Origin of the sequence: Providencia sp. 2023EL-00965 (genome assembly GCF_033550225.1) — a bacterium.
Classification (GTDB): Bacteria; Pseudomonadota; Gammaproteobacteria; order Enterobacterales; family Enterobacteriaceae; genus Providencia; species Providencia manganoxydans.
Genome location: NZ_JAWUEH010000015.1, coordinates 73,616 through 94,945, shown reverse-complemented (window position 1 = coordinate 94,945; position 21,330 = coordinate 73,616). Strand labels below are relative to the sequence as shown.

The window sequence follows — 21,330 nt, the reverse complement described above, 5'->3', positions numbered from 1 at the left end:
AGGCTATTTTCACTACTTCTTGTAACAATAGTATAACAAAACGATTTGAGCAATTATTTACCAATACAAAAGCTAGAAAAAATACGGCCTAGCAAGTCATCTGAGGTGAATTCACCCGTAATCTCACTGAGTTCTTGTTGTGCTAAACGTAATTCTTCCGCCAGTAGTTCACCAGAACGAGCCACCACTAACTGCTCATGGCCCCGCGCTAAATGTATCGCTGCGGCATCCAGTGCTTGCAAGTGGCGACGACGTGCCAAAAAACCACCTTCCATATTGCTATTGAAACCCATGGTTTCTTTAAGATGGTCGCGCAGCAAATCAATACCTTTTTCCTCTCGAGCAGAAAGGCGGATCAGTGGATAACGGGCATCTTCAACAAATTCAATTTGTTCTCCCGTTTTATCTGCTTTATTGCGGATCACAGTGACAGGCAAAGTATCGGGTAAACGAGCCATAAATTCAGGCCAAATATCTTGTGGCTCCGTAGCATCGGTGGTTGTACTATCTAACATAAACAGTACCCGATCCGCCTGCTCAATCTCTTTCCACGCTCGCTCAATACCAATACGTTCAACTTCGTCACTTGCTTCGCGTAAACCTGCCGTATCAATAATATGTAGTGGCATGCCATCAATATGAATATGTTCACGTAAGACATCACGGGTCGTACCTGCGATATCGGTTACAATCGCAGCTTCACGACCTGCTAATGCATTCAATAAGCTTGATTTACCTGCATTTGGACGACCAGCGATCACCACTTTCATCCCTTCACGCAGTAAACTGCCTTGACGCGCTTCGCCGCGAACACGTCCTAAGTCGGCAATCACCTCATCCAGCTTGGCTTCGATTTTACCATCAGAAAGAAAATCAATTTCTTCATCAGGAAAATCAATCGCAGCTTCAACATAAATACGTAAAGTCGTTAATGCTTCAACCATATGATGAATTTGTGCAGAAAAAGCGCCTTGCAGTGAATTCATCGCTGAACGCGCAGCTTGTTCTGAGCTCGCATCAATCAAATCAGCAATCGCTTCTGCTTGTGCTAAATCCAGCTTATCATTTAAAAATGCACGCTCAGAGAATTCGCCAGGGTTAGCAATACGAATACCATCAATGGTTAAAATACGTTTGAGTAATAAATCAAGAATGACAGGGCCACCATGCCCTTGTAGTTCTAAAACATCTTCACCTGTAAAGGAGTTAGGGCCGGGAAAGAAAAGCGCAATCCCTTGGTCAAGCACACTATCATTGACATCACGAAAAGGCAGGTAGTCTGCATAACGTGGTTTTGGTAGTTTGCCCAATACAGTTTGAGCAACGAATGCCGCTTTTGGGCCTGATACTCGTAATATACCGACCCCACCACGACCAGGAGGCGTTGCCTGCGCAACAATCGTATCATTGGTTTGCATAATGTTTCTCTGTCATCCTATAACGAATTAAGGCGGTCATTAAATGGCCGCCTTAATATTATATCGATAGCTGAGCAGAAGGCTCATCTATGATTTACATTATTTCTTTTCTTTCTTATCGCGACTATGTAAACCACGTTTTTCCAGACCACGATAGATAATCTGTTGTTGGATAATCGTCACTAAGTTACTCACGATATAGTACAGTACCAGACCTGATGGGAACCACAGGAAGAAGATCGTGAACACGACAGGCATATAAGTCATGATCTTCTGCTGCATTGGGTCAGTTACCGCCGTTGGCGACATCTTCTGAATAACAAACATAGTCACACCCATCAGCACTGGAAGGATGTAGTATGGATCTTGTGCTGACAAGTCCTGTATCCAACCAAAGAATGGTGCATGACGCAGCTCAACAGACCCCATCAACATGTAGTAAAGGGCAAGGAAGATTGGCATTTGGATCAGCAGAGGTAAACAGCCACCCAGCGGGTTAACTTTTTCTGCTTTATACATCGCCATCATTTCTTGGCTCATACGCTGTTTGTCATCACCAATACGCTCACGCATTGCAGCCAGTTTAGGTTGCAGTAAACGCATTTTCGCCATTGAAGTGTACTGCGCTTTAGTCAGCGGGTACATGATACCGCGGACAATAAAGGTAATAACAATGATAGCAATACCCCAGTTACCGACAAAACCGTGAATGAATTTCAGCAGTTTGAACAGTGGCTGAGAGATAAACCATAACCAACCATAATCAACGGTTAAATCTAAGTGTGGAGCAACATCCGCCATTTCTGACTGGATTTCAGGACCAATCCACAATGTCGATGAATATGTACCCGCACCGTTTGCAGCAATGGTCACAGGCTCACTCTTATAACCAATGATTGCAGCGGTTTTATCAAGGTCGATGGTATAGAAAGTGCTTTTTTCGCTACTTGCAGGAACCCATGCCGTCGCGAAATACTGTTGCAGCATCGCTACCCAGCCACCTTTAGTGGTAATGCTGAGGTTTTTATCTTCAATATCGCTAAAACTATATTTTTTATAGTTAGTTTCATCAGAAGAATAAGCCGCACCACGATAAGTATGTAATGCAAAGTTGCTGCTACCCGTATCACGCTCTTTTGGTAATTGAATAGTCTGTTTCAACTGACCAAAGAAAGCGAGGTTCAAAGCTTGTGCTGTTGGGTTTTGAATATTGTATTCAACATCAACAGTGTAATGGCCGCGTTTTAAGACATAGGTTTTTTGATAAACCACACCGTCTTTATCGGTGAATGTCATTGGAACACGTAGCTCATCTTGGCCATCCTGTAATACAAAGCTAGATTCAGCCGTATTATAAACAGGACGTTGACCATTGTTATTCGCTGGGTTATCAGGGCCGTGTTGGCCAATCAGACCACTTTGTGCCTGATAGAGAAAACCTGGTGTAGTTTCTAGTAAGCGGAAAGGATCTTCCGAATGAAGGGTCGCAGGATAGGCTAACAAGTCAGCCTCATCGATATCACCACCACGTGTATTGATGCGTAAATCTAACACATCTGTTTTCACTGTGATCAGCTTACCTTGCCCACTGCTCGTTACAGTTTGGGAATCACTGCTTGGCATATCTGTTTGTTGTGTCGTTTGGACAGTTTTTACATCTTGGGTAACTTTATCGCTTTCCCAAGCCTGCCAGACTAAGAACGAAACAAATAGCAAAGCGATGAGTAGAAGATTGCGTTGCGAATCCATCGTTATAATTCTCTATTATCATCGTTTTTTTTAGGTGGAACAGGATCGTCACCACCAGCGTGTAAAGGGTGGCATTTTAATACGCGTTTCGCTGTTAACCAACTACCTTTTAACATTCCGAACCTGCGCAATGCCTCAATTCCATAATTTGAACAAGTTGGATTAAAACGGCAACGAGGCCCCAATAGCGGACTAATCGCCAATTGGTACCCCCTAATCAGCCCGATCAGGATTTTTGAGCCAAGCGATTGTGCCGACGCCATAACTTACCCAATGCTTCCGTGATTTGCTGGTTATCGAGATTAGCTACCCCTCTCCTTACCAATACCACAAAATCCATTGGAGGTAACTCATGTTGATGCAAACGAAAATATTCACGGGCTAATCGTTTAATACGATTTCGCTCATGAGCTCGTTTAACATTTTTTTTGGCGATGGTAAGACCGATGCGGGGATGCCCCAGCTCGTTTAGGCGACCAAGGATTGTTATCTCTGGGGAACTCGCCCTCTGCGGCTGCTTAAAGACATTATCGAAGTGCCTGGGAGTTAACAAACGTAACTCCCGGGTAAAAGCGAGCGTAACCACTAGAATAGAGGGCTAGCTTTATTACTTAGATGAAACGGTCAGACGAGCGCGGCCTTTAGCACGACGGCGAGCCAGAACCTGACGACCATTTTTAGTGGCCATACGAGCACGGAAACCGTGTGAACGGTTGCGCTTCAGTACGGACGGTTGAAAAGTGCGTTTCATAACGATTTCTACCTAACTTTTAAATTTATTACTGATTCAGTAAACGCGTTGGCAACCAGTGGAAACTGATTTACACCTGTGCCTCTATCGCAACAATATAGAAAGAGGCAGGATTGTAATAAAACATAGGGGGTCACGTCAATGAAATGACGCAATCAAACCACTTTTATTTATAGCCTGGCTGACAGGTTTGCTGACATATACTGTCACAGCGCATAAAGCGGTGTTTTCATTTTAATCACTTACCTAAACGTAAATGAGTCATCATAAAAATCGCTTCGACGCAGTACACAGGGTGGAAGATTATACGGACTCCACCCTAAAGCGCAAGGATCATCGGTCGATCTAAAAATATTTTTTGATCTTAGAGAATATTTTCCAGAAATAGTCTAAAGTTATCCCCAACGTTGTGGAAAAAAACATTGATGATCGCGATCAAACTGTATGCTTCTCTGTTAACCTCGTTGTCTTACCACATTTACCTGTGGATAAAAAGCATAAAAACTGTGTAAAAGAATGAAGATCTCTTGCCAATTTTACGGTATGATCTCCGGTCACATTTCTGATCTGAGGATCGGAAAATTCTTTGCTTAATCCGTACTTCTTTTGTTTCATTGATGATCTTGTTTAGGGGAGTCCACCGTGTCACTTTCGCTTTGGCAGCAATGTCTTGCCCGATTGCAGGATGAACTACCTGCCACAGAATTCAGTATGTGGATACGCCCTCTTCAAGCTGAATTAAACGATAACACATTGGCACTTTATGCCCCGAATCGTTTTGTCCTTGATTGGGTGAGAGATAAATACATCAATAATATCAATGAACTACTGAATGATTTCTGTGGTACTGACGTGCCTGCTCTTCGTTTCGAGGTGGGAAGCAAACCCATTTCCGTTTCTCAAACGAATACCCAGGCTCGCCCTGCACATGAAGCTCCCGCTGTTGTCATTCCTTCAGCGCCGATAAAGCCAAGTTGGGATAATTCAACTAAAATACAACCTGATGTCGCCTATCGCTCAAATGTGAACCCCAAACATACTTTTGATAACTTTGTTGAAGGTAAATCTAACCAGCTAGCTCGCGCAGCCGCGAGACAAGTTGCTGAAAACCCAGGGGGCGCATATAACCCATTGTTCCTCTATGGCGGCACGGGTTTAGGTAAAACGCACTTACTACACGCCGTTGGCAATAGCATCATGCAACATAAAGCCAACGCACGTGTCGTTTATATGCACTCAGAACGTTTTGTACAAGATATGGTTAAGGCTTTACAAAACAACGCGATTGAAGAATTTAAGCGCTACTACCGCTCTGTTGATGCATTGCTTATCGATGATATTCAATTTTTTGCTAATAAAGAGCGCTCTCAAGAAGAGTTTTTTCATACCTTCAATGCGCTACTAGAAGGTAACCAGCAAATTATTTTAACTTCAGATCGCTACCCTAAAGAGATCAATGGCGTTGAAGATCGTTTAAAATCGCGTTTTGGTTGGGGGTTAACGGTAGCTATTGAACCACCAGAGCTTGAAACTCGCGTAGCGATCTTGATGAAAAAAGCCGATGAAAATGAGATCCAGCTTCCAGGCGAAGTGGCTTTCTTCATCGCCAAGCGACTACGTTCTAATGTCCGTGAATTAGAAGGGGCATTAAACCGCGTTATCGCCAATGCAAATTTTACCGGCCGCGCCATCACCATTGATTTTGTGCGTGAAGCGCTGCGAGATTTACTTGCACTACAAGAAAAACTGGTAACTATAGATAACATTCAGAAAACTGTGGCTGAGTATTACAAGATAAAAGTTGCAGATTTACTTTCCAAACGCCGTTCTCGTTCTGTCGCTCGTCCGCGCCAGATGGCAATGGCATTGGCAAAAGAACTGACTAATCATAGTTTACCTGAAATCGGGGATGCCTTTGGTGGCCGTGATCATACAACGGTATTGCATGCTTGCCGTAAAATTGAACAGTTACGGGAAGAAAGCCATGACATCAAAGAGGATTTTTCTAACTTAATCAGAACATTATCATCTTAATTGCTATGAAATTTACTATTGAACGTGAGCAGTTATTAAAACCGTTACAACAAGTTAGTGGCCCATTAGGCGGGCGTCCGACGCTACCTATTTTGGGCAACCTTCTGTTACAAGTAAAAGAAGGGGCTTTGCTATTGACGGGAACCGACTTAGAAATGGAGATGATGGCCAATGTTCCCCTAACACAGGAACATGAAGTTGGAGCAACTACCGTTCCAGCACGCAAGTTTTTTGATATCTGGCGTGGGCTTCCTGATGGTTCAGAAATCCGTGTTGAACTCGATGATGACCGGTTATTGGTTCGCTCTGGGCGTAGCCGCTTCTCGTTATCAACTTTACCGGCGAGCGATTTTCCTAATTTAGATGACTGGCAAAGTGAAGTTGAATTTTCACTGCCACAGTCCATCCTGAAACGCCTGATTGAAGCTACACAGTTTTCAATGGCACATCAGGATGTCCGTTACTACCTTAATGGTATGCTATTTGAAACCGAAGGGCAGCTATTAAGAACTGTTTCAACGGATGGTCACCGCTTAGCGGTTTGTTCGATGGAAATCGCTCAAGAAGAGCTGCCATCACATTCGGTCATAGTTCCTCGTAAAGGGGTTATTGAGTTAATGCGCCTATTAGATGGCGGCGACTCACCCGTACAACTACAAATCGGTAGCAATAATATACGCGCCCATGTCGGCGGTTTTATTTTTACCTCAAAATTAGTTGATGGCCGTTTTCCTGACTACCGCCGCGTGCTACCGAAAAATCCAGACAAAACATTAGAAGCGCGTTGTGATTTACTCAAACAAGCTTTTTCCCGGGCGGCAATTCTATCAAATGAGAAATTCCGCGGTGTTCGCTTGTATTTCAGTGAAAACCAATTACGTATTACTGCCAATAACCCAGAGCAAGAAGAAGCTGAAGAGATTGTTGATGTCAGCTATCAAGGCACTGAAATGGAAATCGGCTTTAACGTTAGCTACATCTTAGACGTGCTAAATGCATTAAAAAGCGAAAATGTGACACTATTCTTAACCGATGCAGTGTCGAGTGTGCAGATTGAAGACTCCGCGAGCAGCGCTGCTGTTTATGTTGTCATGCCAATGCGTTTGTAATCATTTTCTATGATCCTTTCGCGTTTATTGATCCGCGATTTTCGTAACATTGAAGATACCGATCTCGCGCTAGCTAATGGGTTTAATTTTTTAATTGGCCCAAATGGGAGCGGTAAAACCAGTGTACTGGAAGCGATTTATACACTTGGACATGGTCGTGCTTTTCGCAGCATTCAAGCAAACCGAGTGATCCGTCACGAACAGGAACAATTTATCCTACATGGGAAATTGCGCCATCTTGATGGGTCACGCAAAGAGCTGTCACTTGGTTTAAGTAAAAACCGTGAGGGTGATAGTAAAGTAAGAATCGACGGTACAGATGGCCATAAAATTGCTGAATTGGCAAAATTACTGCCAATGCAATTGATTACCCCAGAAGGCTTTACATTACTGAATGGTGGTCCAAAGTATCGACGTGCATTTATCGACTGGGGGTGCTTTCATAATGAACCCTTGTTTTTTTCCGTTTGGTCCGATTTAAAACGGTTATTAAAGCAACGTAATGCTGCATTACGCCAAGTCAGTCGTTATGAGCAAATACGTCATTGGGATCAACAATTGGCGCCATTAACTGAACAAATCAGTCAATGGCGTAGTGACTATATTGCGGGTATTGCTGAAAATATTAAGCAAACTTGCCAACAATTTTTACCTGAATTTGTATTATCAGTTTCTTTTCAACGCGGTTGGGATAAAGAAATTGAGTATTCAGAATTATTAGAGCGCCAATTTGAGCGTGATAAAGCGTTAACCTATACCGCCTCAGGGGCACATAAAGCGGATTTGCGGATCAGGGCCAATGGCACCCCTGTGGAAGATATGCTTTCACGCGGTCAGCTAAAACTTTTAATGTGCGCTTTAAGGTTAGCGCAGGGTGAATTTTTCACCCAACAGAGCGGGCAACGATGCCTGTATCTACTGGATGATTTTGCCTCGGAACTTGATTCAGGCCGCCGTCAATTATTGGCAGCTCGTCTCAAGGCTACGCAAGCTCAAGTGTTTGTTAGTGCAATTACACCTGAGCAAGTTCAAGACATGATTGATGTAAATAGCAAGATGTTTAGCGTAGAACATGGCAAAATAGAAGTTAAACCACAGGAATAATATAGCGGGAAACGTTGATGTCGAATACATATGACTCCTCAAGTATCAAGGTATTAAAAGGGCTGGATGCGGTGCGTAAGCGCCCAGGCATGTATATCGGTGATACCGACGATGGTACCGGTCTTCATCACATGGTCTTCGAGGTTGTCGACAACGCTATCGACGAAGCCCTCGCCGGTTTTTGTGACGACATCGTGATCACAATCCATGCTGATAACTCGGTCTCCGTTCAAGATGACGGTCGTGGTATTCCAACAGGTATCCATGAAGAAGAAGGAGTATCAGCAGCAGAAGTTATCATGACTGTTCTGCACGCAGGCGGGAAATTTGACGATAACTCCTATAAAGTCTCCGGCGGATTGCATGGAGTTGGGGTATCTGTTGTTAACGCCTTATCTGAAAAACTCGAATTGACTATCCGTCGCGATGGTAAAGTTCACGAACAAGTATATAGCCATGGTGAGCCACAAGGCCCACTGACTGTCGTCGGTGAAACTGACCAAACAGGAACACGTGTTCGCTTCTGGCCAAGCATGGATACCTTTAAAGGCATCACTGAATTTGAGTATGATATTTTAGCTAAGCGCCTTCGCGAGCTGTCATTCTTAAACTCAGGGGTATCAATTAGACTGATTGATAAACGTGATGGTAAAGAAGATCACTTTCACTATGAAGGTGGTATCAAAGCCTTTGTTGAGTATCTAAGCCGTAACAAAACGCCAATCCACCCATCCGTATTTTATTTCTCAACCGAGAAAGATGGCATTGGTGTTGAAATTGCCATGCAATGGAACGATGGTTTCCAAGAAAATGTTTACTGCTACACCAACAACATTCCACAACGTGATGGCGGTACTCACCTTGCAGGCTTCCGAGCTTCAATGACGCGTACTTTGAACAACTACATGGATAAAGAAGGCTATCAGAAGAAGGCCAAAGTCAGCGCAACGGGTGACGATGCTCGTGAAGGCTTGATTGCTGTTATCTCTGTCAAAGTCCCTGATCCTAAGTTTTCATCACAAACCAAAGAAAAATTGGTTTCTTCAGAGGTAAAAACCGCTGTTGAAACGATGATGAACGAACGTTTTGTTGAATACCTGTTAGAAAATCCAAACGATGCAAAAATCGTTGTTGGTAAAATCATTGACGCAGCGCGTGCACGTGAAGCGGCTCGTAAAGCACGTGAAATGACGCGTCGTAAAGGTGCACTAGACTTAGCGGGCTTGCCAGGCAAACTGGCTGACTGTCAAGAACGCGACCCTGCACTGTCTGAACTCTACTTAGTGGAAGGGGACTCTGCGGGCGGCTCTGCAAAACAAGGCCGTAACCGTAAGAACCAAGCAATTTTACCTCTGAAAGGTAAAATTCTTAACGTTGAAAAAGCGCGTTTCGATAAAATGCTCTCCTCACAAGAAGTGGCAACCCTAATCACCGCATTAGGCTGCGGCATTGGTCGTGATGAGTACAACCCAGACAAACTGCGTTATCACAGCATTATTATCATGACGGATGCTGACGTCGATGGTTCACACATTCGTACTCTGCTACTCACTTTCTTCTATCGCCAAATGCCAGAGATTGTTGAGCGAGGTCATGTGTATATCGCTCAGCCACCACTGTATAAAGTGAAAAAAGGCAAACAAGAACAATATATTAAAGATGATGATGCGATGGATGAGTATCTGATCTCTATTGCTCTTGATGGCGCAGCGCTGCATTTAAGTGCCGATGCACCTGCGATGAAAGGTGAAGAACTGGAAAAATTGGTAGTCGAATACAATGCGGCACATAAAATCATTCGTCGCCTTGAACGCCTCTACCCGCAAGCTCTGCTCAATAGCTTAGTTTATCACTCAACGCTGACAGAAGATGCATTGAAAAATAACGAGCAAGTTGAAGAGTGGGCTAAAACCTTAGTTCAGCGTTTAGAAGAGAACGAGCTACTGGGAAGTACTTATAGCTATAGCATCACTGAAAACCGTGAACGCCAGCTATTCGAACCTACCATTCGTATTCGTACGCATGGCGTTGATACTGACTACAACTTAGACTTTGATTTTGTCCACGGTAGTGAATATCGTCGTATCACCCATCTCGGAGACATGATTGCTGATCTTATCGAAGAAGGAGCTTACATCGAACGTGGTGAACGCCGTCAAAATATCGAAAATTTTGAAGAAGCGTTAGCATGGCTCACTCGTGAATCACGTCGTGGTCTCTCTGTACAACGTTATAAAGGCCTTGGTGAAATGAACCCAGAGCAGTTATGGGAAACCACTATGGATCCAAATACACGTCGTATGATGCGTGTGACAGTCAAAGATGCGATAGCTACAGACCAACTATTCACAACATTAATGGGTGATGCAGTTGAACCTCGTCGTGCCTTTATTGAAGAGAATGCTCTGAAAGCGGCAAATATTGATATCTAATTCTTAACCATGAAATAATGTTATAAGAATGAAAACCCCGTGTAAAAACATGGGGTTTTGTTCTTTCTATGACTTAACCTCACGCTAGTTTACAGTTTTTTACCCCGCCAATATTGATTACACACGCTTTTATTATGTTATAACCAATAAATACATACCTAACTCACTAGAAAAAATACTGACAAATATTCTAATAATGGTTATGCGTTTACTGATTATATCGATTTATTTTCTGCTGATTTCTGCGATGCCAGCGCTCTTGGGTGGTGATATTAGCTTACTGTCTAAGCTCGTCATTATAGTGACGGGCATGCTGTTGATGTTTATTTGCGCAGGAGTGTATAAAAGCTTAGCAGGCAAAATATTCACTGTGTTGATAAGTGCGTTATGGGCACTTAACCTATCGGTGTCTTTTTTCTTTTATCAAAAACACGATATCCGCTTTTCATCATCAATCGCTGAAACCTTTATCAATACCAACAGTAGCGAAACTGTTGGTATGCTTTCCTATAATAAATACTACATTCTTTTTTATATTATTGTTTTTGCTGTTTATTTTATCAGCATCCATAAAAGTGCTAAATATCTCAATCGTAAGACTACATGGGCTAGCTTAGGGTTGTTTTTTGGCTACCTTGTTGTTATTCCTGCACATTCTGCGGTACTACTTCCAAAACCTGGGAGCTATCTCTTATTAGCCGAACAGTATCTCTCTCATACGCCTTTTTATAATGCATCAGCGCTGGTTCGAAACCTCTATGAAAATAGAGAAATCACCAAAATACCGAATACAGTTGTGCAATATCAGTATGATAAAAAAGAAGCGAGTAGCGATATTTATGTGCTGATCATTGGCGAATCAGTACGTCGAGATCACTTAAGCCTTTACGGTTATCAATACGAGACAACCCCAAATTTAGATCAGCGAAAATCGCAAATGTTAGTATTTGACCAAGCCTACTCACCCGCACCAGTAACCATTTTGTCAGTCCCTATCTCGCTGTCAAATATCAGCTTTTCGCAAATGCAAGACAAGCAACACTATGCAGACAATATTGTCGCGCTAGCCAATCATGCTGGATTTGAAACCTATTGGATAAGCAATCAAGGTAAAACCAATCGTAAAACTAGCATAATTTCCACTATTGCCAGTATGGCAAAACATCGAAAGTGGAATGAGTTTGTCGGTTATGATGAGGAAATTTTAGGCTATTTCAACAACGCCATTAATGATGGCGTGAAAAAGAAAAAACTGATCGTCTTGCATACCTATGGAAGCCATGAGCCATCCTGTAATCGTTTCCCTGAAGAGAAGTATCAAGAATTTAGTACTCAAGAAGATGATAACTGCTATGACAGCTCTATCGCTTACACTGATGCGTTGATCGAAAACATCTTACAACAGCTCTCAGGTAAATCCGCCACTGTAATGTATTTTTCTGATCATGCATTACAACGTTTAGATGATAAATATGATGTTTATTACCATCACGGGGTCAATAACCCAACTAAAGAGGCGTATGAAATCCCCTTGTTTGTTTGGTATAGCCCAAATAGTGCAAAACCCTCGTTGGATAACACGGCACTCAACGCACCTTATTCAACAGCCAACAACTATTGGTTAATTAGCGATTGGCTCGGTATACAACAACATAGCCCTAAGGCGTGCCTATCGCCGCTAAATAGCTGTTATCAAGCACAGAAAGAAATCACTATGATTGATGGCAATCGAACTTTACTGAGTTTAAAAAACCTGCCTTCTGAGCAAAAGACTCATGATTAATGCTCTATTCAAAAGAGCATTAATATCACACAAGCTCTATGACCCATATTATGAGTTATTATCTTGGAATGACATGGATGTGTTATTACTTTCTTCAAAAAAAACAACTCGGTATGTCGTATAATAAGACGCAGGGAAAATCATCGGCATAAGAATAAAGCCAAAGTAAAGAGGAATGGATGCAATAGAAACTAAGCCAATAATGATAAAGAAAACAAAAAATGGAATAATATTTCTTTTAAAAGCAAGACAACTCGTTTTAATCGAATCCATAACAGAAAAATTATGATTAATTATCAATGCAGGGGAAAACCAAAACATTCCCACATAGATATACGTTGTAAAAATAACAAATATGGCTGAGAGTATTCTTGTTACTATTAAAGAAGTATTTTCTAGTAAACTATAATAATGGTATGTATTTGAATTTATAAATAAATCAATAGCAATATCATTTATAAAAGATACAATGAAACCAAACAACACATTGATGCCGCCTAACAAAAGAAGCTTTCCTGTATTCTTTTTGAAACCAATAAAAAGAAGACTAAGATTGATTTTTCCCGTGATTTCTTGATTGCTACACATAACGATAAACCCAGCCATGAATAGTGATGACATTAACAAACTCACGACTGAATCATCAAAAAAAGAAAAATCAACAGCAAACATAATAATATATATGCAGCCAAAGATAAAAACGGCTAAAAACCACATGAAAAAGTTTTGAAAAATAATATTCCAAGCGTCACCAAACCAATCAATACCATAATTGGCCGTTACTTTTTTTGGATTATCAATAAAAACAAACTCTTTTTTTGATTTTTTATCAAAAAAAGATGCGAAGGTAGAAGAACTATTCTTATTTATACTATTATTATCCATTTTCAGAAACTAAATCGTTACATTAAGTAATAAAAACATGCATATATTTTACTAAGAACCAAAAAACCAAACAATTATAAAATAAAATTCATATGATATTTTGAATAGCTCTAGAGATAATTAGGCTAAAAAAGAATAAATCACTGTGACGAATACCAATAAACATCGCTATCATACCTAAATGAAGTACGATCCAATTTAAGCATAGCAAGTCTGCATTAGCTTTTTATTACTGAGCAATCAAGAAACTAGTTTATAAAATTAAACATCATTGGCTGTCAGACTAATTACTGCCTGAAGTTACTTTGAAAGCCCCCTTATTGCTATAAGGGAGCTTAATGAAATGAAATTACAACAAAATATTCAGCATACGGCGTAGCGGCTCAGCGGCACCCCATAGTAGTTGGTCACCAACGGTAAATGCCGACAGGTATTCAGGCCCCATATTAAGCTTACGTAAACGACCAACAGGGGTACTCAATGTTCCGGTTACCGCAGCAGGCGTCAATTCACGCATGGTGATCTCACGATCATTAGGCACCACTTTCACCCACTCATTATGAGACGCTAATAGCTGTTCTATCTCATTCAGTGCAATGTCTTTTTTCAGCTTTAAAGTGAATGCTTGGCTATGACAACGTAGTGCACCTACACGTACACACAAACCATCCACAGGGATAATATTATTACCGGTAGCTAGGATTTTGTTAGTTTCTGCTTGGCCTTTCCATTCCTCACGGCTTTGACCATTTTCTAACGCTTTATCAATCCATGGGATAAGGCTACCCGCTAACGGCACACCAAATGCATCTGTTGGCATCGCGCCGCTACGCGTAAAGTCAGTCACTTTTTTCTCGATATCTAAAATTGCTGAGGCTGGATTTTGTAATTCTTTCGCTACTTGGCTATGTAACTCACCCATTTGTACCAATAATTCACGCATATTACGAGCGCCAGCACCGGAAGCGGCTTGGTATGTTGCAACAGACGCCCACTCAACTAAATTATTCGCAAATAAACCACCCAGCGACATCAGCATTAAACTGACCGTACAGTTACCACCAACAAAGGTCTTAATGCCTTTATTTAATCCGTCTTGGATATGTTGTTGGTTAACTGGATCAAGGATGATAATCGCATCATCTTTCATACGTAGTGCAGATGCCGCATCAATCCAATATCCATTCCAGCCAGCTGCTCGCAGTTTTGGGTAGATCTCATTGGTATAATCACCGCCCTGACAACTAATAATAATATCTAACGCTTTTAGCGCGTCGATATCATTGGCATCTTGCAACGTTCCGCGATGGCCGCCATAAGCGGGTGCTTCTGCACCATGCTGAGAAGTGGTAAAAAATACAGGATGAATTGCATTAAAGTCACCTTCTTCTACCATTCTCTGCATTAAAACTGAACCGACCATACCACGCCAGCCGATAAAACCTACATTTTTCATTGTGTTCACCCTGTCTGTTTAAAATTTTTACGGCAATAAATTTTAATTTCCCACTGCGTACTAACAGCAGAAACTGAAAATTTATCGACTACTTAAAGCTGACAAAATATGAACCAGTGTGCAAGTGAATTTCATAACTATTAATGAGAATATTAGTAATTTCGCTAATATACTCGTCACACTTCACGTTGCTGCGCTTTTTGTTAAGGTATAAGGCTGCACTCACTCGCACTAGCCACCTCATTTTCTTACGCTTAGCGATTCCTCGAATGATTTTGAGCTTATTTACCGATGAAGTTTCCAAATTGGAAAATTGCCTTTTACTATTAATCAATACCTTGAATAGCACATACTGATTAAAATCGCCTCCCTGTTTTTTTATCTGGATGCTGTTATCCCATGATCAAATATGTCCTTTTTAGCTTTTGGATAGTGCTAATTTATCCACTTGGCGTCGACTTACATCTTACTGGTATTCCATTGATTGCCGCTGATTTACAGGCTAGCGAAAGCCAGCTACACATTGCCTTTTCTATCTATTTAGCAGGCATGGCATCAACAATGTTAATTGCTGGATGGTGTTCAGATCATATTGGTCGTAAACCCGTCGTTTTAGTTGGCGCTTTTATGTTTGCTAGCGCATCTATCATGGCGGGCTCAGCGACGACGGTAAATGTCTTCTTAAGTGCGCGCTTTTTACAGGGTATCGGGGCAGGTTTTTGCTATGTCGTCACTTTTGCTATTTTACGTGATGTTCTATCAGCGCGGATCAGAACCAAAGTACTATCAATGATGAATGGTATTACCTGCATTGCTCCAGTGCTCGCACCCGTAATAGGTTTTGGTATTCTGCTGTTTTATCATTGGTCAGTCATGTTCTACTTTATGGCGGCTTACGCAATAGTCAGTATTCTGTTTTGTTTAATTGGTATAAAAGAGACCAAACCCTCTATCAATAAACAAGCACCAAGTACCACGACAGCACCACTTGCCGACGAACGTTTTCTTAACCTGTTTTTTCTTACTCGTTTAGTGATTTCTTGCTTTGGTATTGCTGTCATTTTGACCTATGTAAATGTGTCACCGATCATTTTAATGGGTAACCTTGGTTTTACTACCGGACAGTTTTCAACATCCATGACCTTACTTGCGATGTTAAGTATGGCAACCTCATTTTCAATGCCAAAATTGATCTCAACATTTAAAAGCCAAACACTGTTATACACCGCGCTCAGCTTGTTCTTATTAAATGCGGTACTTTTATTAATTTATCTATTGGCAATTAAATATACCCCTCTGTTATTTATTGTTTTCGGTTTATGTGGCGTTGGTTTTTCAATGCTATTTGGCATCATAATGAGCCAAGCACTATCGCCTTACGCCAGAAAAGCAGGGATCGCGAGTTCTATTTTAGCTATCTCACAATTGAGTTTCGCTTCTCTATATATTTGGGTTATGGGTTGGGTAGGCATCGCTTCAGTACAGATGCTTTTTATTATCTTACTGGCAGCTGCTATTATCGGTATGGTATTACTGAAAATATCTTCTCTGTCCAGTAAGGTTGCATCCCTTGAATAAACAATTGCATCGATTAGATTTAAATTTACTCGTCATTTTGCAATATCTTGTCGAAGAGCGTAGTGTCACTTTAGCGGCTAAGCGACTGTCTATCACGCCTTCTTCCGTCAGCAAATCATTGGCTAAATTGCGCCAGTGGTTTGATGACCCGCTGTTTATTCGCAGCCCGCAAGGGCTAACCTCAACTCCCTTGATGCATCGTATTGAAAAATCGCTGCCTGAATTTTTAAATTTAGCCAATTACATTGCAGATATTCGTGATACAGAAAAACCTCGGGGACTAAAATTCCGTTTAATGATGGAAGCGCCACTCAACCTAATCATGCTGCATGATTTATCGCTGAAAATTTTAAATCAATACCCTGAATCTAATGTTAATGTGCGTGATTGGGATTATAACTCCTTAGCAAGTATTGTTGCTGGAGATGCGGATATTGGCGTATTAGGGCGAGAGAGTTATCATAAATCAAAAGAATCGATTAATGCCCTACCTGATATCCTCAATTTTGAAGTACTATTTATTGATAGACCGCTCGCCTTTGTGCGCACAGATCATCCACTATTAAGTGAAAAGTGGGATCTGACTAATTTATTAAAATATCCACATATCAGTACTGAATATGGCAATCGTATCCCTTGGGCATTCGATGATGTGCTGCACAGTATGGGGTTAACGCGTAATATCCAGCTATCCTATTCGTCCTTCGAACAATCATTATTAATGACATCACAATCAGGACATTCACTACTAACCTGTGCTCCGGGCTATTGCCAACATTATGTGAATGAATTTCATCTGGATTTAGTGTGTATCCCTTTACCACTAGAACCTGAAATTTACCAACAGTTAGATATTCCTTTTTTAATGCTTTGGCACAAAAGAAATGCTTATAATTCCAAAACACGCTGGTTAAGGGAACAAATAAAAAGCGGTATCGCCAACTTTGTAAATCCTTAAAAAAACCATCACGGCACAGGACTGCCGCGATGGATCAGGAAAACTGAAGTCGGTAAATCGAAGACCAACAGTTTCAAGATAAAATTAACGTTTCTTTTTACAGCCTTGTACTGCTTTGAAGCGCGGGTTAGCTTTACAAATCACATAAACTCGACCACGGCGGCGAACGACTTGGCAATCAGGGTGGCGCTGTTTAGCTGTTTTTAACGAGCTCAGTACTTTCATGTTTATTTCTCCTCTTTTGACAAGAAGCGAGCAAAACGTTTCTGGAACTGCGCAGTCTTCCCTTCTTGTGAGATCATTTTTTGTTTACCGGTATAAAACGGATGTGATTGCGAAGACACATCCAAGGTGACATATGGAAAATGTTCACCTTCAAATTCAATCGTTTTTTCCGTTTTAATCGTTGAGCCAACTTTAAAGTACGCATCAGCACTCGTGTCATGGAACACGACAGTGCGATATTGAGGATGGATCCCATGTTTCATCATAATGCACCATTTGTTATGTTATAATATAACAATATAAAATTTAAAATAACGATGCAACTGTTTTATGAAAAACACAGAATAGGAACAAGCTAATTTATTGTTTTTAAATTAAAAATAAAAATTAAAAACACACAAACCATCATGCTTAATAATCCTTATTTGATATTTTCAATTCATATTTGTTGGTAAGTTAATTAATAGGCACGGCAATTAATAGGATGATTACATGGGATCTCATACATCGGTTACGACTCAAACGCCATCAATTTGTACAACATCACACAGCACATCATCGCCAAAAAATACAACAACAACGAATTTAGGATTTACAAGGATCACACAATGTAAAAACAATTATTCTTCGACCCATTTTTCTAAACACAATCAATCTGATCAAGTTGATGGTTCTTTATTTGGAAGACATACAGAAACAAGGATCTCAGGAAAACAGTTCCAATTAACCAGAATGTATGCAGACAAGCTCCATAAAACAGCAAAAAAACCGATTACCTATTTTGATTGTGTAACTGTTATTGGAGACAGCCTATCCGATTCAAAAGGAAGAATGTATAAAAAATCGGGAGGACTATTAACTCGTGCCAACCCATACTATGACGGTAGATTCACTAACGGTAGTACATGGAGTGAATTTCTCACGAATCCGAGTGCCATGAGAAGTAGTCAATACAGTGAAGGTAGAGCAACTCAGCCACAAATAGAACTGATTAATAAAGCTGAAGGTGGTTCACCTAGCGCTTCATATTTTAAACGCACCTTCAACCCAACATTTGCCATACTCTCAAATATGGAAAAACAAGTGAAAAATCTTACATTCACTGAAAAAAACCTAGGGATAGTTTTTCTCGGTGCGAATGATTATATGACCTATAGCAAGACAGATATTGACTTTATCGTTGCAGATCAGAAAAAAAATATTGAAAAAATGATAAAAAACGGTGCAAGAAATATTGTGGTGATGGGGATCCCTGATTTATCACTCACCCCCGCAGCAAAAAAATTAACAACTGAGAAAAAAGAGTATCTGCAAAAAATATCAACGGAACACAATAAAAAAACTCAAGAAATAGTTGATCTATTGTCTGTGCAGCAGCTTTGCCGAATCCAATTTTTTGATGTTAGCAAGGTATTTAATGAAGTAATGAGCACGGTAGAGGGGATCAATAAAGACAAACCAGGCTCCTATGAGGTCGATAAACCTTTTTCTGATGGTTACATTCGTCGTGATAACAAGAATCCATTGGAAATTGATCAGCATTATCTGTTTATTGATGATGTTCATCCGTCTCAAGAAGTCCATATGATTATCGCCATGGAATTGCACCAGTTTATTGCTGATAAATTCAAACCTCTGACTTAGTAACCTTTAAATCACTAATAAGAGGCTAAATTTGTTTAAAACCCGCCTCTTATTCACACTCCACAAATAAATCTAAAAACACTAATTCAACCTGCTAAGAACTTTTGTATAATTAAGCAACTATATATTTAATATGCATTATTTATCAAATAGATATAGAATAATTGACGATAAATAAATCTTTGAGGGGAAATCAAAATGTACTATGGCTTTGATATGGGCGGTACAAAAATTGAGCTCGCGGTATTTGATGAGTCACTGAACCCTATCTGGCAAAAGCGGGTTCCAACGCCAAAAGAGGATTATCAAGAACTGCTAAGTACCTTTCAGCGTCTTACAGAAGAGGCCGATACAAAATTTAGCTGTATTGGTAAAGTTGGAGTCGGCGTACCCGGTATCGTTAATCATCAAACAGGAACAGTTTTTACCACCAATGTTCCTGCGGCAAAATATAAACCACTGATCCCTGATCTCGCTAACATGCTACAGCGCCCAGTAAAAGTAGAAAACGATGCAAACTGCTTTGCGCTTTCAGAAGCATGGGCAACAGATTTTCAACACTATCCAACCGTACTTGGACTCATTTTAGGTACTGGTGTTGGTGGCGGTTTTATTTCTCACGGTAAAGTTCTTTCTGGAAAAAATGGTATTGCGGGTGAAATTGGCCACATGAATATCACCTTACAAGGCGCACAACATTTAGGCGATCGTGTGCCAGAAATCACCTGTGGCTGTGGAAAGAAGGCCTGCTTTGAAACTTATTTATCTGGCCCAGGCTTTGAACGTATCTATAGCGCTTTTAGTGGAGAAAAGCGTTCGGCAATTGAAATCATTCAGCTTTATCAACAAGGTGATATAACGGCTAAACAACATGTCGAGCGTTACATTGATTTATTAGGGATGTTTTTAGGGCAAATCATCACCGTGTTAGATCCTGATTTAGTCGTTCTTGGTGGTGGATTATCCCAATTTGAAGGAATTTACCAATTATTGCCAAATATCGTGCCCAAATACTTATATGGCACCGCAACTGTTCCTGCCATAGAAAGAGCAAGGTATGGGGAATCAGGAGGCGCCAGAGGTGCTGCATGTTTAAATTTACGTGATTAATTAAATTAACATTATCAAAAAAAGCTTATCTTTTTAATATCTATCTACATCATATAGCGAAATATTTCCTTATATGATGTAGATAGTAATAATTTGAATTTATAGTAAATAACGGCTCAATCATTCATTTCCCCTCTATATTTAGCAATAGTCATCCGTATTTTTCGGAGTTTTTTTAATCATACAATTTCAATGGGTTATAATATTTTATTACATATTAGACCGCTGATTGATTATCTTTTTCTATGAATTAATGGCATGATAAAACACTGTCTAATGAATTTTTATCAGTTATTGATAACGCAAGAAGCCATTGAAAAATAATTGATAAAAATCAGCCAGATAATAGAGACTAGTCCGATATTGTTAATCATTAAAATAGATATGATGACAATAAAAGTAATAATAAAATACAACTCTAAATATAGAGAGAAAATTTATGAGTTTGTTTCTACAAAACTGCCTGACCTTCCCCGCCATTATTTTTAGCGGCTTATTTATCATTATGATGTTTTATTGGGTTTGTGCAGCTTTTGGTCTATTAGATATTGATTTATTTAGTGTTGATACCTCTGTTGATGGTGGAGGTTTTGATGCAACTGGCTTTGCAGGCTGGCTGACCAAACTTGGGCTTGCAGGCATTCCTATCACTATCATTTTGACTTTATTCACATTATTTGGCTGGTTGCTGAGCTATTTTAGTGTGCATTGGTTTATCCGCTTCATCGATATCACCCTACTGCGCTACCTAGTGGGTTTCGTTGTATTATTAGTCGCGTCATTTATTTCAATTCACCTAACCGCTTGGTGTCTAAAACCTCTACGCGAAAAATTAGCAAAATCCAACCCACCCAAAAGCGTCCATCAATTAATGGGGAAATTAGCTACAGTACGCTCAGGCGAAGTCACCGAGTATAAAGGGGAAGCCATTTTAGAAGATGGTGGAGCCGGACTGATTTTACAAATACGCGCTGCTGCAACTGAAAATCTAAAACGAGGTGATCGTGTGGTTATTATCAGCTATGACGCTGCATCACACAGCTATCTTGTTGTGACTGAAGAAGAATTTCGTAGTTTATAAAATTTATACTCAA

Annotated in this window: 19 protein-coding genes; 10 read left to right on the top strand and 9 right to left on the bottom strand. The window is 40.5% G+C overall.

Annotation, left to right across the window (positions count from 1 at the left end; all coding sequences use genetic code 11):
- Positions 1-53 precede the first annotated feature (53 nt).
- From mnmE to rpmH, 5 genes are all read right to left on the bottom strand, one after another.
- Positions 54-1,418: a tRNA uridine-5-carboxymethylaminomethyl(34) synthesis GTPase MnmE gene (gene mnmE / locus SC428_RS17610; RefSeq protein WP_070929844.1), complete on the bottom strand. Its 1,365-nt coding sequence runs from the start codon at positions 1,416-1,418 to the stop codon at positions 54-56.
- 99 nt (positions 1,419-1,517) lie between these two features.
- On the bottom strand, positions 1,518-3,167 hold the full coding sequence (yidC, locus tag SC428_RS17605; RefSeq protein ID WP_140179906.1) for a membrane protein insertase YidC: 1,650 nt from the start codon (positions 3,165-3,167) through the stop codon (positions 1,518-1,520).
- Between the two features lie 2 nt (positions 3,168-3,169).
- The gene (gene yidD / locus SC428_RS17600) at positions 3,170-3,430 is read right to left on the bottom strand and encodes a membrane protein insertion efficiency factor YidD (protein WP_070929843.1); all 261 of its coding nucleotides are present in this window, start codon (positions 3,428-3,430) and stop codon (positions 3,170-3,172) included.
- Positions 3,394-3,753 carry a ribonuclease P protein component gene (gene rnpA, locus SC428_RS17595; RefSeq protein ID WP_081336048.1) on the bottom strand — a complete coding sequence of 120 codons (360 nt, stop codon included), beginning with the start codon at positions 3,751-3,753 and terminating at the stop codon, positions 3,394-3,396. Before rnpA ends, yidD begins: the two co-directional genes overlap by 37 nt.
- 21 nt (positions 3,754-3,774) lie before the next feature.
- Complete coding sequence (rpmH, locus tag SC428_RS17590) at positions 3,775-3,918, bottom strand: 50S ribosomal protein L34 (RefSeq protein ID WP_004906236.1); 144 nt, start codon at positions 3,916-3,918, stop codon at positions 3,775-3,777.
- Between the two features lie 642 nt (positions 3,919-4,560).
- Between rpmH and dnaA the strand changes: the two genes are divergently transcribed.
- From dnaA to SC428_RS17565, 5 genes are all read left to right on the top strand, one after another.
- Positions 4,561-5,952 (top strand): chromosomal replication initiator protein DnaA, encoded by a 1,392-nt coding sequence (dnaA, locus tag SC428_RS17585; RefSeq protein WP_140179909.1) that lies wholly within the window; start codon positions 4,561-4,563, stop codon positions 5,950-5,952.
- A gap of 5 nt (positions 5,953-5,957) precedes the next feature.
- Positions 5,958-7,061: a DNA polymerase III subunit beta gene (gene dnaN, locus SC428_RS17580; RefSeq protein ID WP_070929842.1), complete on the top strand. Its 1,104-nt coding sequence runs from the start codon at positions 5,958-5,960 to the stop codon at positions 7,059-7,061.
- Positions 7,062-7,070: 9 nt separating this feature from the next.
- Positions 7,071-8,165 (top strand): DNA replication/repair protein RecF, encoded by a 1,095-nt coding sequence (recF, locus tag SC428_RS17575; RefSeq protein ID WP_070929841.1) that lies wholly within the window; start codon positions 7,071-7,073, stop codon positions 8,163-8,165.
- Between the two features lie 17 nt (positions 8,166-8,182).
- Complete coding sequence (gyrB, locus tag SC428_RS17570) at positions 8,183-10,597, top strand: DNA topoisomerase (ATP-hydrolyzing) subunit B (protein WP_070929840.1); 2,415 nt, start codon at positions 8,183-8,185, stop codon at positions 10,595-10,597.
- A gap of 202 nt (positions 10,598-10,799) precedes the next feature.
- Positions 10,800-12,380, top strand: a complete 1,581-nt coding sequence (locus SC428_RS17565) for a phosphoethanolamine transferase (RefSeq protein ID WP_140186558.1) — start codon at positions 10,800-10,802, stop codon at positions 12,378-12,380.
- A gap of 48 nt (positions 12,381-12,428) precedes the next feature.
- Here the strand turns inward: SC428_RS17565 and SC428_RS17560 are convergent, their stop codons facing one another.
- Both SC428_RS17560 and asd read right to left on the bottom strand, forming a co-directional pair.
- A complete protein-coding gene (locus tag SC428_RS17560) occupies positions 12,429-13,265 on the bottom strand; it encodes a BPSS1780 family membrane protein (RefSeq protein WP_318709306.1) in 837 nt (278 codons plus the stop codon).
- A 349-nt stretch (positions 13,266-13,614) separates the two neighbouring features.
- Positions 13,615-14,721, bottom strand: coding sequence for an aspartate-semialdehyde dehydrogenase (gene asd / locus SC428_RS17555; protein WP_140179920.1), 1,107 nt, complete (start codon positions 14,719-14,721; stop codon positions 13,615-13,617).
- A 399-nt stretch (positions 14,722-15,120) separates the two neighbouring features.
- Here asd and SC428_RS17550 point away from each other — a divergent pair, with 399 nt between their 5' ends.
- Both SC428_RS17550 and yidZ read left to right on the top strand, forming a co-directional pair.
- Positions 15,121-16,299 (top strand): MdtL family multidrug efflux MFS transporter, encoded by a 1,179-nt coding sequence (locus SC428_RS17550; protein WP_070929837.1) that lies wholly within the window; start codon positions 15,121-15,123, stop codon positions 16,297-16,299.
- Entirely contained in the window at positions 16,292-17,257 is a 966-nt protein-coding gene (yidZ, locus tag SC428_RS17545) for an HTH-type transcriptional regulator YidZ (RefSeq protein WP_070929836.1), read from the top strand. Before SC428_RS17550 ends, yidZ begins: the two co-directional genes overlap by 8 nt.
- Positions 17,258-17,341: 84 nt before the next feature.
- On the opposite strand, the gene ykgO is transcribed toward yidZ, so the two are convergent.
- Entirely contained in the window at positions 17,342-17,482 is a 141-nt protein-coding gene (ykgO, locus tag SC428_RS17540; protein WP_070929835.1) for a type B 50S ribosomal protein L36, read from the bottom strand.
- A gap of 2 nt (positions 17,483-17,484) precedes the next feature.
- Complete coding sequence (locus SC428_RS17535; RefSeq protein WP_070929834.1) at positions 17,485-17,745, bottom strand: type B 50S ribosomal protein L31; 261 nt, start codon at positions 17,743-17,745, stop codon at positions 17,485-17,487.
- A 229-nt stretch (positions 17,746-17,974) separates the two neighbouring features.
- Between SC428_RS17535 and SC428_RS17530 the strand changes: the two genes are divergently transcribed.
- From SC428_RS17530 to SC428_RS17520, 3 genes are all read left to right on the top strand, one after another.
- Entirely contained in the window at positions 17,975-19,126 is a 1,152-nt protein-coding gene (locus SC428_RS17530) for an SGNH/GDSL hydrolase family protein (protein ID WP_318709302.1), read from the top strand.
- A 198-nt stretch (positions 19,127-19,324) separates the two neighbouring features.
- Positions 19,325-20,236, top strand: a complete 912-nt coding sequence (nagK, locus tag SC428_RS17525; RefSeq protein ID WP_070929832.1) for an N-acetylglucosamine kinase — start codon at positions 19,325-19,327, stop codon at positions 20,234-20,236.
- A 439-nt stretch (positions 20,237-20,675) separates the two neighbouring features.
- Positions 20,676-21,317 carry an OB-fold-containig protein gene (locus tag SC428_RS17520; protein ID WP_070929831.1) on the top strand — a complete coding sequence of 214 codons (642 nt, stop codon included), beginning with the start codon at positions 20,676-20,678 and terminating at the stop codon, positions 21,315-21,317.
- The last annotated feature ends 13 nt before the right edge of the window (positions 21,318-21,330 follow it).

Excerpts from the sequence above, each read along its gene's own strand:
- mnmE (WP_070929844.1), bottom strand. The coding sequence starts at position 1,418 with ATGCAAACCAATGATACGATTGTTGCGCAGGCAACGCCTCCTGGTCGT.
- yidC (WP_140179906.1), bottom strand. The coding sequence starts at position 3,167 with ATGGATTCGCAACGCAATCTTCTACTCATCGCTTTGCTATTTGTTTCG.
- yidD (WP_070929843.1), bottom strand. The coding sequence starts at position 3,430 with ATGGCGTCGGCACAATCGCTTGGCTCAAAAATCCTGATCGGGCTGATT.
- rpmH (WP_004906236.1), bottom strand. The coding sequence starts at position 3,918 with ATGAAACGCACTTTTCAACCGTCCGTACTGAAGCGCAACCGTTCACAC.
- dnaN (WP_070929842.1), top strand. The coding sequence starts at position 5,958 with ATGAAATTTACTATTGAACGTGAGCAGTTATTAAAACCGTTACAACAA.
- recF (WP_070929841.1), top strand. The coding sequence starts at position 7,071 with ATGATCCTTTCGCGTTTATTGATCCGCGATTTTCGTAACATTGAAGAT.
- gyrB (WP_070929840.1), top strand. The coding sequence starts at position 8,183 with ATGTCGAATACATATGACTCCTCAAGTATCAAGGTATTAAAAGGGCTG.
- SC428_RS17565 (WP_140186558.1), top strand. The coding sequence starts at position 10,800 with ATGCGTTTACTGATTATATCGATTTATTTTCTGCTGATTTCTGCGATG.
- SC428_RS17560 (WP_318709306.1), bottom strand. The coding sequence starts at position 13,265 with ATGGATAATAATAGTATAAATAAGAATAGTTCTTCTACCTTCGCATCT.
- asd (WP_140179920.1), bottom strand. The coding sequence starts at position 14,721 with ATGAAAAATGTAGGTTTTATCGGCTGGCGTGGTATGGTCGGTTCAGTT.
- SC428_RS17550 (WP_070929837.1), top strand. The coding sequence starts at position 15,121 with ATGATCAAATATGTCCTTTTTAGCTTTTGGATAGTGCTAATTTATCCA.
- ykgO (WP_070929835.1), bottom strand. The coding sequence starts at position 17,482 with ATGAAAGTACTGAGCTCGTTAAAAACAGCTAAACAGCGCCACCCTGAT.
- SC428_RS17535 (WP_070929834.1), bottom strand. The coding sequence starts at position 17,745 with ATGAAACATGGGATCCATCCTCAATATCGCACTGTCGTGTTCCATGAC.
- SC428_RS17530 (WP_318709302.1), top strand. The coding sequence starts at position 17,975 with ATGGGATCTCATACATCGGTTACGACTCAAACGCCATCAATTTGTACA.
- nagK (WP_070929832.1), top strand. The coding sequence starts at position 19,325 with ATGTACTATGGCTTTGATATGGGCGGTACAAAAATTGAGCTCGCGGTA.
- SC428_RS17520 (WP_070929831.1), top strand. The coding sequence starts at position 20,676 with ATGAGTTTGTTTCTACAAAACTGCCTGACCTTCCCCGCCATTATTTTT.